General features: G+C 59.9%; 15 protein-coding genes and 1 pseudogene. 5 read left to right on the top strand and 11 right to left on the bottom strand.

What is annotated here, in order from left to right:
* Nucleotides 1-28 precede the first annotated feature (28 nt).
* Nucleotides 29-949, bottom strand: coding sequence for a hypothetical protein (locus AB7M29_RS07380; protein ID WP_454246622.1), 921 nt, complete (start codon nt 947-949; stop codon nt 29-31).
* A 614-nt stretch (nt 950-1,563) separates the two neighbouring features.
* Between AB7M29_RS07380 and AB7M29_RS07375 the strand changes: the two genes are divergently transcribed.
* Complete coding sequence (locus tag AB7M29_RS07375; protein WP_052965627.1) at nt 1,564-2,727, top strand: type III PLP-dependent enzyme; 1,164 nt, start codon at nt 1,564-1,566, stop codon at nt 2,725-2,727.
* A gap of 142 nt (nt 2,728-2,869) precedes the next feature.
* On the opposite strand, the gene AB7M29_RS07370 is transcribed toward AB7M29_RS07375, so the two are convergent.
* On the bottom strand, nt 2,870-3,694 hold the full coding sequence (locus AB7M29_RS07370) for a tetratricopeptide repeat protein (protein WP_454248702.1): 825 nt from the start codon (nt 3,692-3,694) through the stop codon (nt 2,870-2,872).
* A 57-nt stretch (nt 3,695-3,751) separates the two neighbouring features.
* Nucleotides 3,752-4,432, bottom strand: coding sequence for a Fe2+-dependent dioxygenase (locus AB7M29_RS07365; RefSeq protein WP_052965629.1), 681 nt, complete (start codon nt 4,430-4,432; stop codon nt 3,752-3,754).
* A gap of 205 nt (nt 4,433-4,637) precedes the next feature.
* Here AB7M29_RS07365 and AB7M29_RS07360 point away from each other — a divergent pair, with 205 nt between their 5' ends.
* Both AB7M29_RS07360 and AB7M29_RS07355 read left to right on the top strand, forming a co-directional pair.
* Nucleotides 4,638-6,896 carry a TonB-dependent receptor gene (locus AB7M29_RS07360; protein ID WP_454246621.1) on the top strand — a complete coding sequence of 753 codons (2,259 nt, stop codon included), beginning with the start codon at nt 4,638-4,640 and terminating at the stop codon, nt 6,894-6,896.
* 149 nt (nt 6,897-7,045) lie between these two features.
* Nucleotides 7,046-9,571 carry a PepSY domain-containing protein gene (locus tag AB7M29_RS07355; protein WP_454246620.1) on the top strand — a complete coding sequence of 842 codons (2,526 nt, stop codon included), beginning with the start codon at nt 7,046-7,048 and terminating at the stop codon, nt 9,569-9,571.
* Between the two features lie 131 nt (nt 9,572-9,702).
* Here the strand turns inward: AB7M29_RS07355 and AB7M29_RS07350 are convergent, their stop codons facing one another.
* The 4 genes from AB7M29_RS07350 to ptsP form a co-directional block, all read right to left on the bottom strand.
* Nucleotides 9,703-11,244, bottom strand: coding sequence for an alkaline phosphatase D family protein (locus tag AB7M29_RS07350; protein WP_217857615.1), 1,542 nt, complete (start codon nt 11,242-11,244; stop codon nt 9,703-9,705).
* A gap of 175 nt (nt 11,245-11,419) precedes the next feature.
* Nucleotides 11,420-13,159 carry a PTS fructose-like transporter subunit IIB gene (locus AB7M29_RS07345; protein ID WP_217857614.1) on the bottom strand — a complete coding sequence of 580 codons (1,740 nt, stop codon included), beginning with the start codon at nt 13,157-13,159 and terminating at the stop codon, nt 11,420-11,422.
* Between the two features lie 11 nt (nt 13,160-13,170).
* Complete coding sequence (pfkB, locus tag AB7M29_RS07340; RefSeq protein ID WP_217857613.1) at nt 13,171-14,112, bottom strand: 1-phosphofructokinase; 942 nt, start codon at nt 14,110-14,112, stop codon at nt 13,171-13,173.
* Nucleotides 14,112-16,973 carry a phosphoenolpyruvate--protein phosphotransferase gene (ptsP, locus tag AB7M29_RS07335; protein ID WP_454246619.1) on the bottom strand — a complete coding sequence of 954 codons (2,862 nt, stop codon included), beginning with the start codon at nt 16,971-16,973 and terminating at the stop codon, nt 14,112-14,114. Before ptsP ends, pfkB begins: the two co-directional genes overlap by 1 nt.
* 301 nt (nt 16,974-17,274) lie before the next feature.
* On the opposite strand from ptsP, the gene cra reads away from it, so the two are divergent.
* Nucleotides 17,275-18,270, top strand: coding sequence for a catabolite repressor/activator (gene cra / locus AB7M29_RS07330; RefSeq protein WP_217857611.1), 996 nt, complete (start codon nt 17,275-17,277; stop codon nt 18,268-18,270).
* A 3-nt stretch (nt 18,271-18,273) separates the two neighbouring features.
* Entirely contained in the window at nt 18,274-19,050 is a 777-nt protein-coding gene (locus AB7M29_RS07325) for a TatD family hydrolase (protein WP_217857610.1), read from the top strand.
* A gap of 128 nt (nt 19,051-19,178) precedes the next feature.
* On the opposite strand, the gene AB7M29_RS07320 is transcribed toward AB7M29_RS07325, so the two are convergent.
* From AB7M29_RS07320 to ampD, 4 genes and pseudogenes are all read right to left on the bottom strand, one after another.
* Nucleotides 19,179-19,883: a methyl-accepting chemotaxis protein gene (locus AB7M29_RS07320; RefSeq protein WP_401175982.1), complete on the bottom strand. Its 705-nt coding sequence runs from the start codon at nt 19,881-19,883 to the stop codon at nt 19,179-19,181.
* Between the two features lie 153 nt (nt 19,884-20,036).
* Nucleotides 20,037-20,240: pseudogene (locus AB7M29_RS07315) on the bottom strand (HAMP domain-containing protein); the annotation flags it as partial.
* A 1,183-nt stretch (nt 20,241-21,423) separates the two neighbouring features.
* On the bottom strand, nt 21,424-22,260 hold the full coding sequence (ampE, locus tag AB7M29_RS07310; RefSeq protein WP_217857608.1) for a regulatory signaling modulator protein AmpE: 837 nt from the start codon (nt 22,258-22,260) through the stop codon (nt 21,424-21,426).
* Between the two features lie 2 nt (nt 22,261-22,262).
* Entirely contained in the window at nt 22,263-22,832 is a 570-nt protein-coding gene (ampD, locus tag AB7M29_RS07305) for a 1,6-anhydro-N-acetylmuramyl-L-alanine amidase AmpD (RefSeq protein ID WP_217857607.1), read from the bottom strand.
* Nucleotides 22,833-22,861: the final 29 nt, after the last annotated feature.

Below are 22,861 nucleotides of genomic sequence, written 5' to 3'. Positions count from 1 at the left end.
CTGTGGGAGCACGGCCCGGTTTATTCAATCAGGAGGAGATCGCCTGATCGTCGGGAATGAACTGGAAGATCACATTAGCAGTGGTCGTTTGCGGAAGCGTGATACGGATCATCGGGATCCAGATGCCGGTTTGCGTCTTGAAATCTCGCTGGTCGTATTGCGCCCCCGCCTTGCCGACATCATTGATGTAGAAAACTGCCTCGACCGGGAGGGTTTTACCCATATTCTGGCCCCATTTGGCCAGCCTGAATTCGTTCTGCGTATTAAAGGCAAAGGTTCCGCCCATTCCCTGCGCTTTGATTGCTTCATTGAAGGCAGTGGTTGCACCCTGATTCAAACTGTCGCGCACATTGAACCCGCACAAGAGGGAATACTTACTCGGAATACTATTGTAATGCGCGATATATTGGGCGGCGGTGTTAATACCCTGAGACTGACACTCCCTACTTGAAGGATAACCGGGTCTTTCACCACAGCCTTGTTCGCCCCGATTATCAGTCCCACCGTCCACCGGAAAGAAACACAATATTTCCGGATCCACTTTATCAACTGGCGCGTAAAACACCGGATAAAAGATAAAGCCATTATTATAGCCAAACACCAGTTTACTGAACTTGGCATCCGCCCGCAGATAGGAAAACGATACCCCGGTAGCTGCAGGATTCGGGTTCCAGAAGTGGAACTGGGTAGAGTGTTGGGTCGCGCGCAGCAGCACGCCCGAACACAGGAACGCCGGCGCGGAAGGGTTGTTTCGGCACATGTTCGCCTTATTAAGGTAGCGCTCCGTGAGGTATTGTGCGGTCACCGGGCCAGAAGCGGCCCCCACTGTATTGACTGCGCGGGACTCAACGGCCTGCCCGTCGAAACCAGATACATTGACCGGTGCATCTTCGTGACTCGCACAGCCGGCAACAACCAATGCAATCAGCAAGACAACTATTCTGTTCATACTCACGCACTCCGATGGATTAATATTCAAAAAACAATAAACACGCACACAGTTCCGCCAGACGCAGGGACAGACAGACATCACTGCGACATCATCCAAAAATCTAACTTAATCGCGCAAACAGAAGAATGCATGCCAATTAAAACAACAAGTAGAACTACCTTAATGAAACTCTTGCCATCCGACACCTGTTAAAACTAACAGTAATGATGTTATTGCCATACTTTATCGAGATTAAAAATGTCAGTGTTATCACCGACCGAGGTTCTGCGCCCATCGAAAATCGACTGCACGGGGAACATCAACCTGTCATCTGGGTCGGTTACATCAGTGACAGAGCAGCACCGCACGACGGAAGCGTGCAAAAACGCGACATTTTTTGTTGATCTCGAGCTCCTCACGCCCTAAAGTTCGCGCCGAACGTCCATGCTGGAAACGATCCATCCGGCTCAAGTACTGACGACGAGACAGCAAGGCCAAGGGAAAGCACCGCCTCCCGTGGCCTTTTTGCTTTCGGCGACATGCCTTGGGAAGTAGGCGAACCAAAGTGGGGATACGGAGGGCGTTCATTTGCACCCATTGATAATTTCAGTTTGCCAGTAGGAGTTCCCAGCATGTCGATCAACGTCGAAGACTATTTCGCACGCGATACCTTCCAGAAAATGAAGGCCTTCGCCGACAAACAAGAAACCCCGTTCGTGGTGATCGACACCGCGATGATCAGCCAGGCCTACGACGACCTGCGCGCCGGTTTCGAATTCGCCAAGGTCTACTACGCAGTCAAGGCCAACCCGGCCGTTGAAATCATCGACCTGCTCAAAGAGAAAGGCTCGAACTTCGACATCGCCTCGATCTACGAGCTCGACAAAGTGATGAACCAGGGCGTCGGCCCGGATCGCATCAGCTACGGCAACACCATCAAGAAATCCAAAGACATTCGCTACTTCTACGAGAAGGGCGTGCGTCTATATGCCACCGACTCTGAAGCCGACCTGCGCAACATCGCCAAGGCTGCTCCAGGCTCGAAAGTCTATGTGCGCATCCTGACTGAAGGCTCGACCACCGCCGACTGGCCACTGTCGCGTAAATTCGGCTGCCAGACCGACATGGCCATGGACCTGCTGATCCTTGCTCGCGACCTGGGCCTGGTGCCTTACGGCATCTCGTTCCACGTCGGTTCGCAGCAGCGCGACATCAGCGTCTGGGACGCGGCGATCGCCAAGGTCAAAGTGATCTTCGAACGCCTGAAAGAAGAAGACGGCATCCACCTGAAGCTGATCAACATGGGCGGTGGCTTCCCGGCCAACTACATCACCCGCACCAACAGCCTGGAAACCTACGCCGAAGAAATCATCCGCTTCCTCAAGGAAGACTTCGGCGACGAGCTGCCGGAAATCATCCTGGAACCAGGCCGTTCGCTGATCGCCAACGCCGGCATTCTGGTCAGTGAAGTGGTGCTGGTGGCGCGTAAATCCCGTACCGCCGTCGAGCGATGGGTGTACACGGATGTGGGCAAATTCTCCGGCCTGATCGAAACCATGGACGAAGCCATCAAGTTCCCGATCTGGACCGAGAAAAAAGGCGAGATGGAAGAAGTGGTTATCGCCGGCCCGACCTGCGACAGCGCTGACATCATGTACGAAAACTACAAGTACGGCCTGCCGCTGAACCTGGCGATCGGTGACCGCTTGTACTGGTTGTCGACCGGTGCGTACACCACCAGCTACAGCGCTGTTGAGTTCAATGGCTTCCCGCCGCTGAAGTCGTTCTACGTGTAAGAACCACGCGCAGAAATGAAAAAGCCCATGACGTGTCATGGGCTTTTTTGTGTCTGAACTTTCTACCGCGAAAAGCAGTTGATCGTTTCCACGCTCTGCATTGGAACGATCATATGCCACTGACGACTTATCCTATTCAACTCTATTGGAGGGGCAACGGTAATGGATGATCAGTGCTCAAACTGTCTGCCCACGCCTGAACAATTTCATGGTCAAACACCCTTCCAGCATCAACGTCCGCCAAAGCCTCATGAGTAAGTCGACATTGCTCTGCGCCCAGTTGCATTGTCTTTTGACGGTACTCAATCGCCAAGGCGCGAATTCGCAGATCGGTTGCGCTCACCAGCGCCTTGCTCGCCACCCGCAAAAAATTCAGATTCCCGCCGTCCAGTGCCTTGTGCAGCCAACACAGCGCCTCGTCGATCTTGCCTTCATCCGCCAACACCGCTGCATAACTGAACTGCCCACGAAAATCCCCGCCGACCGCCGAGCGTCGATACCAGTCACGGGCTGCTTGCGGATCTGCCGGGCAAACCCGGCCTTCTTCCAGATAACGCCCCAGCAGGTTCATCGACTTCGCGTGGCCCAATTCAGCTGCTTGCCGATACAGACTCAGCGCTTGCACCTGATCCTCGATCACCCCACGACCAGTAGCCAGCAGATTGGCGTAGTTGTACATCGCCCAATCCAGTCCGGCTTCAGCGGCAACACGATAATGCCCCTCGGCTATCGAAGCATCGGCGGTGCAACCCCAGCCATGTTCATGGCAACGGCCGAGCATGTTGCGCGCCATCAGATGACCTTGTCCGGCAGCGATCCCGAACCAACGCACGGCTAGCGCTTGATCCTGAGCGATACCCCGGCCGTCCAGCAGGATCTGCCCGAGCAACGCCTGAGCATCGAGCACGCCTTCACGGGCGGCGATCAGGATCGCCTGAGCCGCTCGCGCCGGGCTTTCTTCGAGCATCGATTTGAGGCGGTCGCCGTCGAGGATTTCCTCGCGGTGCAACCGAAAGTCCGTCACTTACACCTCGACCCAGCGACGCAACAGGTTGTGATAGGTGCCAGTCAGGCGGATCAATGAAGGATGGTCGGGCATGTCCTGGGTCAACTGTTGAATCGCCCCGTCCATCTCGAACAGCAAGGCGCGTTGGCTGTCTTCACGCACCAGGCTTTGCGTCCAGAAAAACGAGGCGTAACGGGTGCCGCGAGTGACGGCGTTGACCTTGTGCAGGCTGGTCCCGGGATACAGGACCATGTCACCAGCGGGCAATTTCACGCGCTGGGTGCCGAAGGTGTCCTGGATTTCCAGTTCGCCGCCGTCGTAGTCCTCCGGTTCACTGAAGAACAGCGTCGCCGACAGGTCGGTGCGCACTCGCTCGATACTGCCCTTGGGCTGACGCACCGCATTGTCGATGTGGAAATCGAAACTGCCACCGGCCGTGTAGCAGTTCAGTAACGGAGGGAAGACCTTGTGCGGTAATGCCGCCGACATGAACTGCGGATTTTTCCACAATCGCTCGAGCATCGCCGCGCCGATTTCCTTGGCCAACGGATGCCCTTCCGGCAGTTGCAGATTGTGCTTGGCCTTGGCCGACTGGTAACCGGCGGTGATTTTGCCATCGGCCCAATCCGCTTGCATCAGGGCCTCGCGAATGCGCTGCACTTCTTCTTTCGCGAACACGCCGGGAATGTGCAGCAACATGGAAAGACACCTGAAGGCAAAGGGGCGCCAATGGTATTGATTCTTATTGCCCGTGTAAAACACGTGCGACGAATGAAACGGCAAAACCGTAAAGGTAAATTGTAAAGAATGTAAATTAGTCGCGAATAGCAACGTTTCGCAATTGATACAGATACGTGTTTACCCTATATTCCGCGGCCTCAAATCCTTGGGGAGGGGAATTCACATGTCACGCCAACAACTACAATTAACGGTCGGTTCACCGCGTTTGCTTGCGTCTGCAATTGGCGTGGCGATCACTGCCGGCTCTGCGGGACACATGGTTTTCGCGGCCGAGAAGACCGGCGAAAAAGCACCGAACAATGCGATTTCCCTGGACGCGACCAGCGTTGTGGGCGAGCAGAATGACACCTCCTACAAGACCGATACTTCGGCCTCCAAGAAGTACACCGCGCCACTGCGCGAGACGCCGAAAAGCGTCACCGTGATCCCGCAACAAGTGATTCGCGACACCGGCGCTACCAGCCTGGTCGACGCCCTGCGCACTACTCCAGGCATCACCTTCGGTGCCGGCGAGGGCGGTAACCCGGCAGGCGATCGTCCGATCATTCGCGGCTTCAACGCCGAAAGCGACACATTCGTCGACGGCATGCGCGACCCGGCGTCCCAGAGCCGCGAGATCTTCAACGTTGAATCGATCGAAGTCAGCAAGGGCCCGGGGTCAGCCTTCACCGGTGCCGGTTCCACCGGTGGCAGCCTGAACCTGGTGAGCAAGACTCCCAAGCTGGGCAATTCCTACAACGGCGGCTTCACTTGGGGCTCGGACCAGACCAAGCGCACCACCCTTGATCTGAACCAGCAGATGACCGACACCTCGGCCTTGCGCTTGAACCTGATGAAGCACGAAGCCAATGTCGCCGGCCGCGATACCGTGGATGTCAGTCGCTGGGGTGTGGCGCCGTCCTTCGCCTTCGGCCTGGGCACCGATACCCGTTTGACCGTCGGCTACTACCACGTCGAGACCGACGACATGCCCGACTACGGCATCCCGTTGACCTTGAGCCCCAACCGCAGCAAGTACAACGTCGATAAACCTGCACATGTCGATCGCGACAACTTCTACGGCCTCACCGATCGCGACTATCGCCAGACCACCAATGACAGCGGCACCCTCAAGATCGAACACGATCTGAATGAAGACCTGACCGTATCGAACAGCTTCCGCATGTCCCGTTCGACCCTGGACTACATCCTCACCAACCCGGACGACAGCAAGGGCAACGTAGTCAATGGCAACGTATACCGGGGTGCGAAGAGCCGTAACTCGACGTCCAGCGGCTGGATCAACCAGACCGACCTGAGCGCCAAATTCAACACCGGCTCCATCGAGCACAGCCTGGTGACCGGTCTGGAGTTTTCCTATCAGGACACCCACAACCGTCCGTACGTCCTGACCTCCACCGCCAGTGGCACCCGCTGCAACCGCGCCCTGTTCAACTCCGGCGATTGCACCAGTCTGTACAACCCGACACCTGGGGATAACTGGAACGGCAGGATCACCGACAGCGCCGCATTCACTGACACCAACACCAAAACCGCCGCGGCCTATGTGTTCGATACCCTGAAGTTCAACGAGCAATGGTCCCTGAACCTGGGCCTGCGTTACGACAACTATCAGGTCGAATCCAGCGGCCACGCCAACGCCAGCAGCACAGCGCCAGCGAACGATTTCTCCCGTGCGAACACCAGCGACCTGGTGAACTACCAGATCGGCGTGGTCTACAACCCGTTGCCTAACGGCAGCATCTACGCGGCCTACTCGACCTCCAGCAACCCGGCCGGCGAAACCAGCGGCAACGGTGGCCTGGAACTGGCGGCGAACAACAGCCGTCTGGACCCGGAAAAGAACCGTAATTACGAAATCGGCACCAAGTGGGACTTCTTCGGTGACGATCTGTCGCTGACCGCCGCGCTGTTCCGCACCGAGAAAACCAACGCGCGGATCAACGATCCGGACGGCGGCACCACGCAAGTGCTGGACGGCGAACAGCAGGTCAATGGCCTGGAACTGAGCTACGCCGGCAAGTTGACCCGTAACTGGAGAGTCTTCGGTGGCTACACCTACATGGACAGCGAAGTGGTCAAAACCACCCTCGCCGCCGATGAAGGCAACCACATGCCAAACACCCCACAGAACAACTTCACATTCTGGTCGACCTACGACCTGGTGCCGGACAAGTTGACCGTCGGTGCCGGTGCGACCTATGTTGATTCCCAGTTTGGCAACGTCGCCAACTCGGTGGAGATCCCGTCCTACTGGCGCTACGACGCAATGGCCAGCTACCGCCTGACCAAGAACGTCGACCTGCAACTCAACGTGCAGAACCTGACCGACAAGCGTTATTTCGACCAGATACTCCAGAACCACTACGCCCACGTGGCGGCGGGCCGTACCGCCCTGCTGAGTGCCAACTTCCACTTCTGATTACAGAAGCGTGAAGGCTAAAGCTCTTAGGCAAAAGCCCCGTTCATCGAAGTGAACGGGGCTTTTGCCTGTAAAAAAGAATGCTTCTCGACAACTCACGGCATAATGCGCGCCGTGATGATGACTTTTGAACGAACAAGGCGAGCGACGTGTTGAAGAAATCCCTGTTCCAGTTGCACTGGTTTTTCGGCATCAGCGCCGGACTGGTCCTGGCCCTGATGGGCATCACCGGGGCGGCGGTATCGTTCCAGGATGAAATCCTGCGAGCGCTGAACCCCTCTGTGCTGCACGTCGAGAAGCAGATTGCCGGCGTACTGCCGCCTGCCGAGCTGGTAGAAAAAATCGAAGGCGCTTCGGGCAAGACAGTCTCGATGCTCTGGGTCGAGACCGACAGCGGCAACGCCGCGCGGGTGATCTTCACCGCGCCACCCGGTGAACGTCGCGGACCGATGCGCTACTTCGACCCGTACACCGGCGAGTTCATGGGCGATGTCACGGGCCAGGATTTCTTTGGTCTGATGCTGCAACTGCACCGGATTCTGGCCATGGGCGATATCGGCCGACAGATCACCGGCGCCTGTACGCTGATTCTGGTGTTCTTCTGTCTGTCCGGCCTGTACCTGCGCTGGCCGCGTCAGTGGAAAAACTGGCGCGCGTGGCTGACCCTGGACTGGAATAAAAAGGGTCGCAGCTTCAACTGGGATTTGCACTCGGTAGCCGGTACCTGGTGCCTGATGTTCTATCTTTTGGCAGCGCTGACCGGGCTGACCTGGTCGTACGAGTGGTACAACAAGGGCCTGACGCGGCTACTTTCCGATTCGCCGCAAAACGAACGAGTGCGCAGTCGCGGTCCTGCGCCGAGCGGCCCGGCCCCCACTGCCGATTACGCCGCGATATGGAGCAGCATCTACAGCGCCGCCGGCCCTGGGCTTTCGTCCTACAACGTTCGTATGCCGCCTGTGGCCGGGCAACCGGCAACCGTGTTCTACCTGCTGAAGAACTCACCCCACGACCAGGCACGGAACCAGCTCACCCTCGATCCGGCAACCGGCATCGTCAGCCGTCATGACCGCTACAGCGACAAGAGCTTCAAGGCGCAGCTGCTGACCAGTGTCTACGCGCTGCACGTCGGTAGTTATTTCGGGATTATCGGGCGGATTATGGTGACGATCGCCGCACTGGCCATGCCACTGTTTTTCATCACTGGCTGGTTGCTGTACCTGGACCGTCGACGCAAGAAACGTCAGATCAAGGACGCCCGCAAAGGCCTCGCGCAACCGGGCAGTGATGCGCCGGCATGGCTGATCGGCTTCGCCAGTCAGAGCGGATTCGCCGAGCAACTCGCCTGGCAGACCGCCGGACAATTACAGGCCGCCGGGTTACCGGTGAAGGTTCAACCGTTGGCAAATGTCAGCGAACAGGACCTGCAGGATTCCAGCAACGCGCTGTTTGTGGTGAGCACCTTCGGCGACGGAGAAGCGCCGGACAGCGCTCGAGGATTCGAACGCAAAGTGCTGGGTCGTGCGCAGAGCTTCGACAGCCTTAACTATGCCGTGCTCGGCCTCGGTGACCGTCAGTATCAACACTTCTGCGGCTTCGCCCGCCGATTGCACACTTGGCTGGGCGAGCACGGCGGCAAGACCCTGTTCGCCCCGGTGGAGGTCGACAGCGGCGACCCTTACGCCCTGCGCCACTGGCAACAGCAACTCGGTCTGCTGACGGGTCAGGCGCCGGTAGATACCTGGCAAGCGCCAAGCTACGACAACTGGACCCTGACCCGCCGCGAATTGATGAACCCGGACAGCAGCGGTTCGCCCGTGTATTTGCTCGGCCTCAGCGCCCCCACCACCAGCAGCTGGCTGGCCGGTGATCTGGTGGAAGTGCTGCCGCGCAATTGTCCGTGGGCCATCGAGCATTTCCTCGACGGCCTGGGGATTGACGGTCGGGCCACGGTTGAGTTCGATGGCCTGTCGCAAACGCTGGAACAAGCTCTCGCCAGCCGCCAACTGCCCGAGAACCGCACTCATCTGGTCGGCCTGCACGCGCAAGCGCTGACGGACGCCCTGGTGCCGTTGGCCATGCGCGAATACTCCATCGCCTCGATCGCCGCTGACGGCGCGCTGGAATTGATCGTGCGTCAGGAATTGCACGCCGACGGCAGCCTGGGCGTCGGTTCCGGCTGGTTGACCGAACATGCTCCCGTGGGTAGCAGCATCAGCCTGCGAGTACGACGCAACAGTGGCTTCCATCTACCGAACGAACCGGTGCCGATGATTCTGCTGGGCAACGGCACCGGGCTGGCCGGGTTGCGCAGTTTGCTCAAGGCACGGATTGCCGACGGGCAGCAGCGTCACTGGCTGCTGTTCGGCGAGCGTAATCGCGAGCATGACTACCTGTGCCGCGCAGAGCTTGAGGAATGGTTGATCAACGGTGATCTGGCACGGCTGGATCTGGCGTTCTCCCGAGATCAGGCCGAGAAGATCTATGTGCAGGATCGCCTGCGCGAGTCTGCTGACGAGTTGAAAAAATGGCTGGCCGACGGCGCCGTTATTTACATCTGCGGCAGTTTGCAGGGGATGGCTTCAGGGGTGGATCACGCGCTCAACGAATTGCTGGGCATTGAAGAGGTCGACCGCCTGATCGAACAAGGCCGCTACCGCCGCGACGTTTACTGACACCAAACCATTAAATGTGGGAGCGGGCTTGCTCGCGAAAGCTATTTAACATTCAACAAAGATGTTGGCTGTCAGACCGCCTTCGCGAGCAAGCCCGCTCCCACATTGATCGAGTGTCGGCTTACTTCTTCTCACACCGGCGCCAACTTGCGCTCAAACACCCCCACCCCATCCAGATCCCGCAACACCACACTCATCTCCCCCGTCTGCCCGTCGATATTCACCTCGCCAAAAAACTGAAACCCGGCAAACGGCGAGGTGTTCTGCGCCGGTGGTGCTTTCTCGAACACCACTTCGGGGCCGAAGGTTTTATCCAGCGCATTCGGCCCGAAGCTCCCCGCATTCAGCGGCCCGGCGACAAACTCCCAGAACGGTTCGAAGTCCTGGAACGCCGCGCGGTCCGGATGGTAATGGTGCGCCGCGCAGTAATGCACATCCGCCGTGAGGAATACGAAATTGCGCACCTGCTGCGCCCGCAGAAAACCGAGCAATTCAGCGATTTCCACTTCACGACCCTGAGCCGGGCCAGGGTCACCATTGGCCACCGCTTCCCACCGCGCCACACCAGGGCGGACTTCACCGTCGGGGACGCCGAGGCCGATGGGCATGTCGGCGGCAATGACTTTCCATTGGGCCTGGGAGCCTTTCAATTCACGCTTGAGCCAGTCCAATTGTTCGCGACCAAGGAACGGTTTGGCGGCACCCAGGTTGTCGTCATTGGCTTCGCGATAACTGCGCATGTCGAGCACGAACACATCCAGCATCGGCCCATAACTCAGCTTGCGATAAATCCGCTCGCCATCATCGGCACTCTGCAAGCGCATCGGCGCATATTCCAGCCAGGCCTGGCGCGCACGACCCACCAGGCTGTGGATATCTTTGCTCTTGTAGCGCTCATCCAGCTGCTTGCCCGGCGACCAGTTGTTCACCACTTCGTGGTCGTCCCACTGCCAGATCTGTGGGACCTCGGCGTTGAAGCGGCGGATGTTCTCGTCCATCAGGTTGTAGCGGTAATTGCCGCGATAGTCGTCGAGGGTTTCGGCGACTTTGCTCTTGGCTTCGCTGGTGAGGTTGCGCCACACCCGGCCGCTCTCTGTTGTGAGCTGCGCAGGTACGGGACCGTCGGCGTAGATGGTGTCGCCGCTGTGGATAAAAAAGTCCGGCAGGCGCAGACGCATGGCTTCGTAGATGCGCATGCCGCCGATGTCCGGGTTGATGCCGAAGCCTTGGCCGACCGTGTCGCCACTCCAGACGAACCGAATATCTCGCCGGGCGGTAGGCACACTGCGCAGATGGCCGAACCAGGGCTCACTAGCGACACCGCTCTGGGCGTCTTCGAAAGTCACGCGATAGAAAATTGCCTGATCGGCGGGCAGGCCAGTGAGTTCGACCCGGGCAGTGAAGTCGGTGCGGGCATCGGCCAAGGGCGAGACGAATCGACGAGGGTTACTGAACAGGCTGCGGGTGTCCCATTCCACCACCATCCGCGCCGCACGGTCGCTACGACTCCAGATCATCGCCCGGTCGCCCAGCAAATCGCCGGACTGCACGCCATCGGTGAGTTGCGGCCGATCCTTGACCGAAGCAATCACCGCCGGCGCCAGGCCAGGCATCAACAGCCCAGCGCCAACGGCCTGCATGACACGACGACGGCTGAGGTCGAATTCGCTCATGGTGTTCTCCCTGAAAAAGGAAAACTTAAGCATGGCTGTATGACTGCGGCATGACACAAAAGTCTGCCGATCCCTGTGGGAGCGGGCTTGCTCGCGAAGACGGTTTAACATTCAACATTAATGCTGGCTGTCAGACCGCTTTCGCGAGCAAGCCCGCTCCCACAAGGGATTGGGGTCAGGCGCTGACTGGCTCTACTGCCAACTCCACCGTCTCAGGCCGTTTGAGCACCGAATACGTCACCGCCGTCAGCAAGCTCCCGGCCACGATCGCCAGCAAATACAACAGCGCGTGGTTGATTGCATTCGGAATCAGCATCACGAACAACCCACCGTGCGGCGCCATGAGTTTGCAGCCGAAGTACATCGACAACGCGCCGGTCAGCGCACCGCCGGCGATGCTCGCCGGAATCACCCGCAAAGGGTCTTTCGCCGCAAACGGAATCGCCCCCTCGGAGATAAAGCACAACCCCAACACCAGCGCCGCTTTACCGGCCTCGCGCTCACTCTGGGCGAACTTGCGCCGGGCAATGAACGTGGCGATGCCAAGGCCTATCGGCGGCACCATGCCGGCGGCCATGGTCGCGGCCATCGGTGCATAACTCTGCGACGCCAGCAGCCCCACCGAGAACGCGTAAGCCGCTTTGTTGATCGGCCCGCCGAGGTCGACGCACATCATGCCGCCCAGCAGCACACCGAGCAGAATGGCGTTGGTGGTGCCCATGCTGTCGAGGAAGTGCGTGAGCCCCGCGAGCATCCCGGCTACCGGTTTGCCGACCACGTAGATCATCACCAGACCGGTGAACAGACTCGCCAGCAACGGGATGATCAGGATCGGTTTCAGCGCCTCAAGGCTCTGCGGCAAACGCGCATAGCGATTGATCGCCTGGGCCGCATAGCCGGCGATGAAGCCGGCTATGATCCCGCCGATGAAACCGGCGCCCAGGGTGCTCGCCAGCAAACCACCGATCATCCCTGGCGCCAGGCCCGGGCGGTCGGCGATCGAGTAAGCGATGTAGCCCGCCAGCAGCGGCACCATCAGTTTGAACGCGGTGTCGCCGCCGATTTGCATCAGCGCAGCCGCCAGCGTGCCTTCCTCCTTGAACGCGGTGATACCGAACACGAAGGACAAGGCGATCATCAGTCCGCCCGCCACCACCATCGGCAACATGTACGACACACCGGTCAGCAGGTGTTTGTAGATGCCGGTCTTTTCTTGCTTGGCCGGGCCTTTGGCGCCGGTCGAAGCGCTTTCCTGTTTGCCTTCGGCCAGGGCTTTGTTCAGCGTCGCTTCGGCTTGTTTCAGCGCAATGCCGGTGCCACAGCGATAGATTTTCTTGCCGGCGAACCGCTCGGTGGCAACGTCGATGTCTGCCGCCAACAGCACCACGTCGGCATCGGCAATCGCCTCTGCGCTGAGTGGATTACGCGCGCCGACCGAGCCTTGGGTTTCCACTTGCAAGTCGTAGCCCAGACGTTTGGCCGCTTGCTGCAAGGCTTCGGCGGCCATGAAGGTGTGGGCGACGCCGGTCGGGCACGCGGTGACAGCCACCAGGCGTGGCGCATTTTTAACCACGGCAGCCGGCTCGGCGGCGGCTTCGGGCGCGACGTAAACCTCGGCCTCCTCCACCCCGCGACGCAGCACCGCTTCAACATCTTGCAGGGCCTGGGCCGGGGTGCTCTGGAATACGCGTTTGCCGACGAACCGTGACATATCCACCGGCGCGCTGGTGACCAGCAACACCCACTCAGCGGCCTCGATGGTCGCAGCCGACAGTTGACGTTCCGGATGGGCCGCATCAACGACTTCGACACTGGTGCTCCAGCCCTGACGCTGGGCCGCTGCATCGAGCAGACGAGCGCACAGCACACTGGTGACCATGCCGTTCGGGCAGGCCGTAACAATGGCTAACTTCATTGCAAACCCTCTTATTGTTCTGTCAGGGCGCGCAGGCGCACGCCCTGTTCGAGGTGCGCCAGTTGCGCGGTGTCGCCGATACCAAAACCGATCTGGGTAACGGCCATGGCGGCAATTGCGGTGGCGGTGCGCAAGGTTTGCTCGGGCGTATCGGCACTGAGCAAACCGTGCAGCATGCCCGCCAGCAACGAATCCCCCGCGCCGACAGTGCTGACCACGCTGACCTTGGGTGGCGTGGCGTGCATGGCCGAGCCGACACTGAACCAGTTCACCCCGTCGGCACCGTCGGAAATCACCACGTGTTCGATGCCATGCGCATGCAAGCGGCTCGCCGCCTCGGCTTGGGCGCCCACGGAAACCACCTCGCAACCCAGCGCTTCAGCCAATTCTTCGGTGTTGGGTTTGATCAGCCATGGACCGGCCGCCAGACCTGCGCGCAAGGCTTCACCGCTGGTGTCGAGCGCCACTTTCAAACCGCGTTTTTTCAAGCGCTGGATCAACTCCCGCAACCACTGAGGATTCACGCCACGGGGCAAACTACCGGCCACGACGACCGCGTCATGCCCAGGAGCAATCTGATCGAGTCGATCGAGCAAGGCCTGCTGCGCCGCTTCACTGACCCTCGGCCCCGGGCCGTTGATGTCGGTGATGCGCCCATCGCTTTCTGCCAGTTTGATGTTGCTGCGGGTCTCGCCGGGGACACGGACAAACGCGTCGGTAAAACCGCGTTTGGCAAACAGGGTTTCGAACGCCTGAAGATTGTCTTCCCCGAGAAAACCGCTGACGGTCAGCTGATGCCCGAGGTCGGCCAGCACCTGCGCCACGTTCACGCCTTTGCCGGCGGCGTGGGTGTGCATTTCGTCGCTGCGATTGACCTGACCGGGGGTAAGTAGCGGCAATTGGACGGTGAGGTCCAGCGCCGGGTTAAGGGTCAGGGTTAAGATCTTGGCCATTACAGGGCCTCCACTAATGCACGAACTTCGTTCGCGCTGCCCACGGCCAAGGCCTGTTGGGCAAGGGTTTGAGTCTGGGTCAGGCTGAGTTCACGAATGCGTGCCTTGACCTCGGCAATGCTGCGGCCCGACACGCTCAACTCATCCACCCCCAGGCCCACCAGCACCGGCACCGCCAGCGGATCGGCCGCCAGCTCACCGCACACGCCGACCCACTTGCCATGAGCATGAGCCGCACGCACGGTGATGTCGATCAGTTGCAGCACTGCCGGATGCAAGCCGTCAGCCTGGGCCGACAAGGTCGGATGACCACGGTCGATGGCCAAGGTGTATTGCGTCAGGTCGTTGGTGCCGACGCTGAAGAAATCCACTTCCTTGGCCAGCACCGGCGCCAGCAAAGCGGCCGACGGCACTTCGATCATGATCCCCAGTTGCAGGTCCGCAACCGGGATTTCCAGGCGCAGACGTTCGGTCATGTCCCGCGCCTGGCGCCACTCATCGACGCTGCCGACCATCGGGAACATGATTCGCAATGGACGGCTGTCAGCCGCACGCAGCAAGGCGCGCAACTGCGCTTCCATGACCTGCGGACGTTGCAGGGTCAGGCGAATGCCACGCACGCCGAGGAACGGGTTTTCTTCTTTCGCGATCGGCCAGTACGGCAGCGGTTTGTCACCACCGACGTCCAGGGTGCGCACGACCAGCGGTCGACCGGCCAGGCCATCGAGTACGCGCCGGTATTCGACTTCCTGAGTCGCCTCGTCTGGCGCTTGCGAGTGGGCCATGAAAATCAGTTCGGTGCGCAGCAGGCCAATGCCTTCGGCGCCCTGCTCCACCGCACTGGTGACGCCGGCGCTTTCACCGATATTGGCGAACACTTCCACCGCGTGGCCGTCCGTGGTCAGCGCCGGTTGATGGCGTTGTTCAGCGGCGGCTTTCAAGCGCAGTTCGCGGGTGTCGCGTTCTTCGGTGGCGCGCTGCAAGATCGCGGCATCGGCGTCCACGTGCAGGCGACCACGTTGACCATCGATCAATAGCGGCGTGCCCGGTTTCAACAGCAACACCGCGGCACCGGCGCCCACCAGCGCCGGAATACCGAGGGCACGCGCGACGATGGCGCTGTGGGCCGTGGCGCCACCACGAGCGGTGAGGATTCCCGCCACGCGTGCCGGATCAAGACGTGCCACGTCGGACGGGCCGACTTCGTCCATCACCAGAATGTACGGCTGCTCTGGTTCGGCCGGGGTTTCGACGCCACTCAATTGCGCCAGTACCCGACGGCCAATGTCGCGCAAGTCGGCGGCACGTTCGGCGAGCAAGGCGTCCTGAAGCGATTCCTGTTGTTTGGCGGCGGCTTCAATTACCGCCATCCACGCTGCTTCGGCGCTTTCGCCTTGCTTGAGACGGGTGTCGACTTCGTCAGTCAGTTCAGGGTCGTCGAGCATTTCCTGGTGGGTGATGAAAATCTCGCGAATCGCCTTGGACTTGCTGCGCTCGATCAGGCCTTCGATGTCGCGACGCACATCCGTCAGCGCTTGCTTGAGACGTTCGCGCTCGATGGCGGCGGACTCACCGCGCAGCGGGTACTCGATGACTTGCAGCACTTGAATATGCGCCGGGCCGATAGCGATCCCCGGGGCAGCAGCAATCGCCTGAATCAGACTGCCGGAGGCCGGTGCAAGCAGCACTTCGGCGACATCGGCGATCACTTCGCGATGTTGGCTCACTGCCGGCAGCGGCTCGACTTCTTCACCGAGGCCTTCTTCGATGGCCGCCAGCAAGGCCGGCAAGGCATCGGCGGCGATGGTCGGTTCGGCGATGAATTCCAGCACCTGACCGCGACGGGCGCCAAGGCTGAGCAGTTTGCTCAAACTCTTCACCGACACCGCGCTGTCGTGACCATCGACGATGCGCACGCGGATTTCGCCTTCAAAACTTTTCGCCAGTTGCGCGAGAATCTTCGCCGGGCGCGCATGCAAACCGTGGGCGTTGGCCAGGGCAATGCGTGCGCTCGGCCAATCCGCCGGCACCTCACCGCCGAGGACTTCCAGAACCGCGCGGCTGCTGGTGGCACGGCCCAGCTCATGACCACGGCCTTCGATCAGCAGCGCGCAAAGACGTTCGAGCAATGCCTGATGGGCTTCACCGAGGCTGGCCAGGCAGAACAGCCCGCTCAACGGCTGGCCGAGGTAGCGCATGGGTTTGTCCGGGGTAACGAACGCCAGGCCCGGACGCTTCACCGTTTGTTCGCTGTGCAGCCACCACAGGCCATCGCCCAGCGGCAGCGCGTCGACCTGCTGCAAGACGCCGGCAAAACCGTTACTCACGCAATCGGCCTGACGCAGCAAGCGGGCACCGCGCCAGACCAGTTCTTCGAAGTCATCGGCGGAAACACCAAGGCCGATCATCTGTGCGTCCAGCGCCAATTCTTGCGGTGCGCCTTGCAGCAGTTTCAACAAGGCTTCGGCGGAACTGGCGCGGCGCAGGGCCTGGCCCAGATCGGTTTCACCGAGGGCGCGGGTCAGCAGTTGCAGCAGGCGCAAGTGTTCATCGGATTTGGCAGCGATACCAATCGCCAGATAAACGATCTGACCATCGCCCCAGTCCACGCCGTCAGGAAACTGCATCAGCCGCACACCGGTGGCGAACACCTGATCACGGGTTTCCGGGGTGCCGTGTGGGATGGCAATACCTTGGCCGAGAAAGGTCGAGCCCTGGACTTCCCGGGCCTGCAAACCCGCAAGGTAACCATCCGCCACCAGGCCATCGGTCACAAGTCGGTCAGCGAGTAATTGCAGGGCGGTGGCTTTATCCACAGCCGACTGGCCCATGGATATCTGCTCTATGGTGAGCTCGAGCATGCTTTCTCCTTTTTGGCGCCGTGTGACGCCAGGTATTGTTTTGATTGATTCAGCTTAGGCCCTTGGGAGCGCCTTTTCAGGGGCAGTTTTGGCGGTTTCGCGGCAGAACCGACCAAAGCGACCTTTAACGTAGAAAATACGCCTGCTGAAACGTTTAATCTAGAATGTTAGGCACGTTACTCGATAATGTCTCATCCTTGAAGTCCAATTGTCGGATCTGCTGCGACAATGGTCGCCTGCCCGAATCGGGTAGGATTGGCGAAAATGTCGGGCAAGCTCGAACAAATAAGGAAAACCCGGGTTGAAACTCAGTGATATTGCACAGTTGGCCGGCGTCTCCGTGACTACCGCCAGTTATGTCATCAACGGCAAGGCTGAACAGCAACGCATCAGCAGCGCCACCGTCGAACGCGTGCGGGCGGTGGTCGAACAACATGGCTTCACACCCAACCCTCAGGCCGCCGGGTTGCGCAGTCGGCACACCCGCACTCTGGGCTTCATTCTGCCGGACCTGGAAAACCCCAGTTACGCGCGAATCGCCAAACTGCTGGAACAAGGCGCCCGGGCTCGCGGCTATCAACTGCTGATCGCCAGCTCCGACGATGCGCCGGACAGCGAACGGCAATTACTGCAACTGTTCCGCGCCCGCCGCTGCGATGCGCTGATCGTCGCCAGTTGCCTGCCGGCCGGCGACGACAGTTATCGGCAATTGCAGGCCAAAGGCATTCCGATCATCGCCATCGACCGGGTGATGGAGCCTGAGCACTTTTGCTCGGTGATCAGCGACGACCGCGAAGCCAGTCTGCAGCTTACCCGCAGCCTGCTGAACCCATTGCCCAAGCAGATCGCGCTGATCGGTGCCCGTCCCGAATTGAGTATCAGCCAGGAACGGGCGGCAGGGTTCAAGGAAGCGCTGAACGGTTTCAAAGGCGAGGCGCTGATCGAACACGGCGAGTCGTTCAGTCGTGAGTGCGGTAAACAATTGATGGAAGAATTGCTTCAGCGCCTGGGTCATTTGCCGGATGCGCTGGTGACCACCTCCTACGTGTTGCTTCAGGGCGTGTTCGATGCCTTGCACGACTTCCCTCTGAAGTCCCGCCCGCTACGTCTGGGCACTTTCGGTGATACGCAGTTGCTGGACTTCCTGCCACTGCCGGTCAACGCCATGTCCCAGCAGCATCAGCTGATCGCCGACAAGGCGCTGCAACTAGCGTTGGCAGCCATTGAACAGGCCGATTACCAACCCGGCGTGCAGGCCATCGCGCGGACCTTCAAGCAGCGAATTCATCAGGACTGAGCCGTGGAACTGATCGACACCCACACTCATCTGGATTTCCCGGATTTCGACGTGGATCGTCAGGCGCTGCTGGCCGAGAGCCGCGCCCTCGGCGTGCGGCGGATGGTGGTGCTGGGGGTTTATCAGGCCAATTGGCAGCGGGTCTGGGACTTGGTGCAAAGCGATCCCGATCTGCATGCCGCGTTCGGTTTGCACCCGGTGTATCTGGATGACCATCGCCCTGAGGATGTGACCGAACTCGGTGACTGGCTGACGCGCCTGGCGGGCCATCGACAGCTATGTGCGGTGGGCGAGATCGGTCTGGATTACTTCATCGAGACCCTGGATCGTGAACGCCAGCAAGCGTTGTTCGACGCCCAACTGCAACTGGCGGCGGACTTCAATCTGCCGGCGCTGATTCATGTGCGACGCAGCCATGCGGCGGTGATTGCCACGCTCAAACGGTTTCGCTTGAAACGGGCGGGGATCATCCATGCCTTCGCCGGTAGCCAGGAAGAGGCGCGCGAATACATCAAGCTGGGTTTCAAACTCGGCTTCGGCGGCGCCGCGACCTGGCCGCAGGCCCTGCGCATGCACCGAGTGCTCGCCGGTTTGCCCGTTGAATCGGTGGTACTGGAAACCGACTCACCGGACATGGCCCCCGCCATGTTCCCCGGTCAACGCAACAGCCCGGCCCATTTACCGGCGATCTGCGAGGCACTGGCCACCCTCATGGCGATCAGCCCCGAACAATTGGCTACCGCCAGCACCGCCAATGCGTGTGAGGTGTTTAACTGGTAATCCACTGATTCACGCAATACCTGTGGGAGCGGGCTTGCTCGCGAAAGCGGTTTATCAGTCACCTCAATGTTGAATGTGACGACCTCTTCGCGAGCAAGCCCGCTCCCACATTTGTTCCGGGGTGCTTTTTAAACCCGAAACGCGCTTATCAATTGTTTGAGTTCCACTACCTGCGCCGACAACGCTCGGCTGGCATTTTCAGTCTGGTGCGCGCCGTCGGCGGTACGCTCACCAGCGCGGTTGATCTCGACAATATTCTGGTCGATGTCGTGAGCCACGGCGGTCTGCTGCTCTACGGCGGCAGCGATCTGCTGGTTCTGGTCGACGATCATGCCGACGGCGCCGAGGATGTTTTCCAGCGCCTGCTGGACCTTTTCCGACTGCCCGACCGTGCCATTGGCCATCTGATGGCTGGTGCCCATCGCCTTGACCGCCGCCCCGACACCGCTGTGCAGCTTGGCAATCATCTGCTCGATTTCTTCGGTCGATTGCTGGGTGCGTTTGGCCAGGGTCCGGACCTCGTCCGCCACCACCGCAAAACCACGGCCCTGCTCGCCCGCGCGCGCGGCTTCGATGGCCGCGTTGAGCGCCAGCAAGTTGGTCTGTTCGGCGATGCTTTTGATCACTTCCAGCACACGACTGATGGACTGGCTGTCGCTGGCCAGTTGATTGATCACCCGCACCGACTGATCGATCTCACTGGCTAGTGCAGCGATGCTGCCCTGCTGGGACTCCACCAGGCCGCGACCGCTAATGGTCTCGTCGTTGACGCTGTGGGCGCTGCTGACGGCCGCCGCGGCACTGCGCGCCACCTCCAGGGAAGTGGCTGACATCTGATTCATCGCGGTGGCAACCTGCTCGATCTGCGTGCGCTGCCCCGCCACTGCCTGATTGCTCTGGGCGGACACGTTTTCAACCTGGCCGGCTTGGCGCTCGACCTCGCTGACGGTCTGGCCCACGCGCTCGATCAGGTCATGGATCTTCTTCACGGTGCCGGTGAATACCTCGCCCAACTCGCCCAATTCATCGCGGCTGTTGGCGCTGAAGGTCACGGTCATGTCGCCTGCCGCCACCTTGTCCATCACCGCACCAAGACGCTTGAGGGTGGTGCGGGTCGAGGCGTAGAAACCGCCATAGAGGTAAAAAATCAACACAAACACCACCGCCAATGCCACCGCCTGCAAAATCATGTGGGTGCGATGTTGCTCCAGCCGCTGCTGCAACTGGGTACCGAGAAACTTCAAGGTGGCTTCATTGAGTTGGTAGGTCTGGTCGATCAGGCCCGTAACCTGATCGTAAAAGGCCTGCCACGGTGCATCGAGGGTGTCAGCCATCACCACTTGTTCTTCGAACAGTTCACTGGCCTTTTTCAGAGAGGCCTTGCTGCTTTCGGCCTGAGCGGCCAGGGTTTCGTGCGCCGCTTTACTGGAGCCCAGAGCATCCTGCAATTTCAGACCATATTCGGCCTGAAGCTTTTCGATCTGCGCCAGCAACTCATCGAAACGGGTGCTCGACGCCGAATTGAGGAAGCCCTGCCCCAACGAGTAAGAACCCATCGCCCGGCCGTCGCCGAGCGTCTGGGTGACGGCCGGCGTGACGTTGGTAATGAGCTCGCTCAGCTGACGCATGTCGCTCTGGCTGTCGCGGCTCAGGCCGGCCTGACTGGCAATGATCTGGCTGAAAATCTGCGCATTACCGAGCAACTTGCCGATCAGCGCACTTTTACTTTGCAGGGAGGTTTCCGTTTGCTGGGCCTTGAACGCGGCAATCATTTCATCGCGCTTACCATCGAAAAAGGTGATTTGCTCCGGGTCAGTGGTCATCGCCGCCAGCCCTTGCAAACGGGTCAGAACGCTTTGCTCCAGAGCACTGATATTCGACTCGACATGACCCGCCTTGCCGGACTGGCCAAGGATGACGTTGATCTGCACCAGGTTGTTCAGGGTTTCCAGATCCCGGCGCAGGCTCAGGCCGCTGCCCAACAGGTCGAGGCTTTGCAGCTCGACCCGTGTGCCCTGGAATTCGCGATAGGAATCGCGCACCAGATAGAAGTTGGTCACCAGCATCGGCACGAGGAATAGCACGCTGATCAGGCTGAACTTCATGCCGAAGCTCAGGCGGTTCATCAGCGCGACGGCGGGATAGAGCAAGCTCTTCACTGTGAAGTCTCCCTTTGAATTCTTATTTTTATGGCAGGCGCACAGAGACAGCAGATAGCCACTATTGGCGCTATCTCTGTATAGCCTAAATCGGCGGAGGGTTTTGTAACTTAAGGTTAACGAAAAAGATCGCAGCCTTCGGCAGCTCCTACAGATTCACACGATCCCTGTAGGGGCTGCCGAAGGCTGCGATCTTTTCAATTCAAAGCAGAAATCAGGACAAAACAGTCCACAACGCGAACCCGGCGTACCAAAGCACTGCCGCGCGCAGCAGCAGTTCCCAGATCCGGTCGAGGCTGTTGATGCCGTCCGGCCCGACTACCGGCGCCGGAATTTCACCGGCCACCAAGCCGACCTTCTCGATCAGTTGGGCGGCGCTGATGTTCCAGTTCAGCAGCTCGTGCAGCATCACCCGGCCGACCGCGACAAAGTTGCCGACCAGCGCAAAACTTGCCGCCAGCAGTCGCACCGGTACCCAATCGAACGCATGACGCAGCTGTGCCGCTCGCTCGACCACGGCCGGGTTCTGCCCGTGCTCCTCGGCCAGCGCCAGCAGTCGATAGCTCAACGCAGCAACCGGGCCCAGCAGGAAGTACCAGAAGATCACCGCGAAAAAGCTCTGATAGGCCTGCCACAGCAGATGCCCTTCAACTCGCTCCAGCAGTTGCTCGCCGTTGTCGGCGCAAATATTCAGATCGCGTTTGGCCACATGGGCGGCGGCTTGCAGGTCTTCCCGGCGCCAGGCATCGCGGAACGGCCCGAGGCCGGCCAGCAGATCACCTCGGCCTAGACTGTAAATCACCACCAGCAGGTGCACCGGTAACGCCAGTAAACCGTAGGCTACCGGCTCCAGCACTACCAACAGCAAACCCAGCAGCGCCACCGGCAACAACACCAGCACCACCAGTATCAGCCACGGACGGTTTGTCATGCGTGGGTTGGCTTCAAGCTTGTGCAGCTCGCGCACCCAACCGCCATCACGTTGAACCTGATGGCGCAGGGCCGAGAACTTCTCGATCCACACCGCCAACAGCAGCACCAGAAAACTCATTGTTACTCCTTTTTTTCCAGAGCAGCGTTTGCCAGAGCCGCGCGATAGCGTGCCCAGTCAAATGCCGGTCCCGGATCAGTCTTGCGCCCGGGTGCGATGTCGCTATGCCCGCAGATGCGTTGTGCGGTGATACCCGTAAAGGCGCTTTGCAGCTGTCGGGTCAGGGCCGTCAACGCTTGATATTGTTCGTCGGTGAACGGCAGATCATCCGTGCCTTCAAGCTCGATGCCCACGGAGAAATCATTACAGGTTTCCCGTCCTTCGAAACACGAGACGCCAGCGTGCCAGGCGCGCTCAAGACAAGAGACAAACTGAGTGACGGTGCCGTCACGTTCGATCAGAAAATGCGCAGACACCCGCAGGTCGGCGATCCCTGCAAAGTAGGGATGTTCCGTGACATCCAGACGATTCTGGAAAAATTCCTGCACCTTGCCGGTCAGAAACTGCGCTGGCGGCAGACTGATGTTGTGGATCACCAGCAGGGAAATTTCGCCCTCGGGGCGCGCATTGAAGTTGGGCGAGGGGCATATGCGCACGCCCTGACACCAACCGCTCGCGGGGTCCAACTGCATACAGGTTCCTTCAACGACGACTGTGTTGG

This window comes from Pseudomonas sp. F-14 TE3623 (genome assembly GCF_053629015.1).
This window is presented reverse-complemented; position numbering and strand designations above follow the sequence as displayed.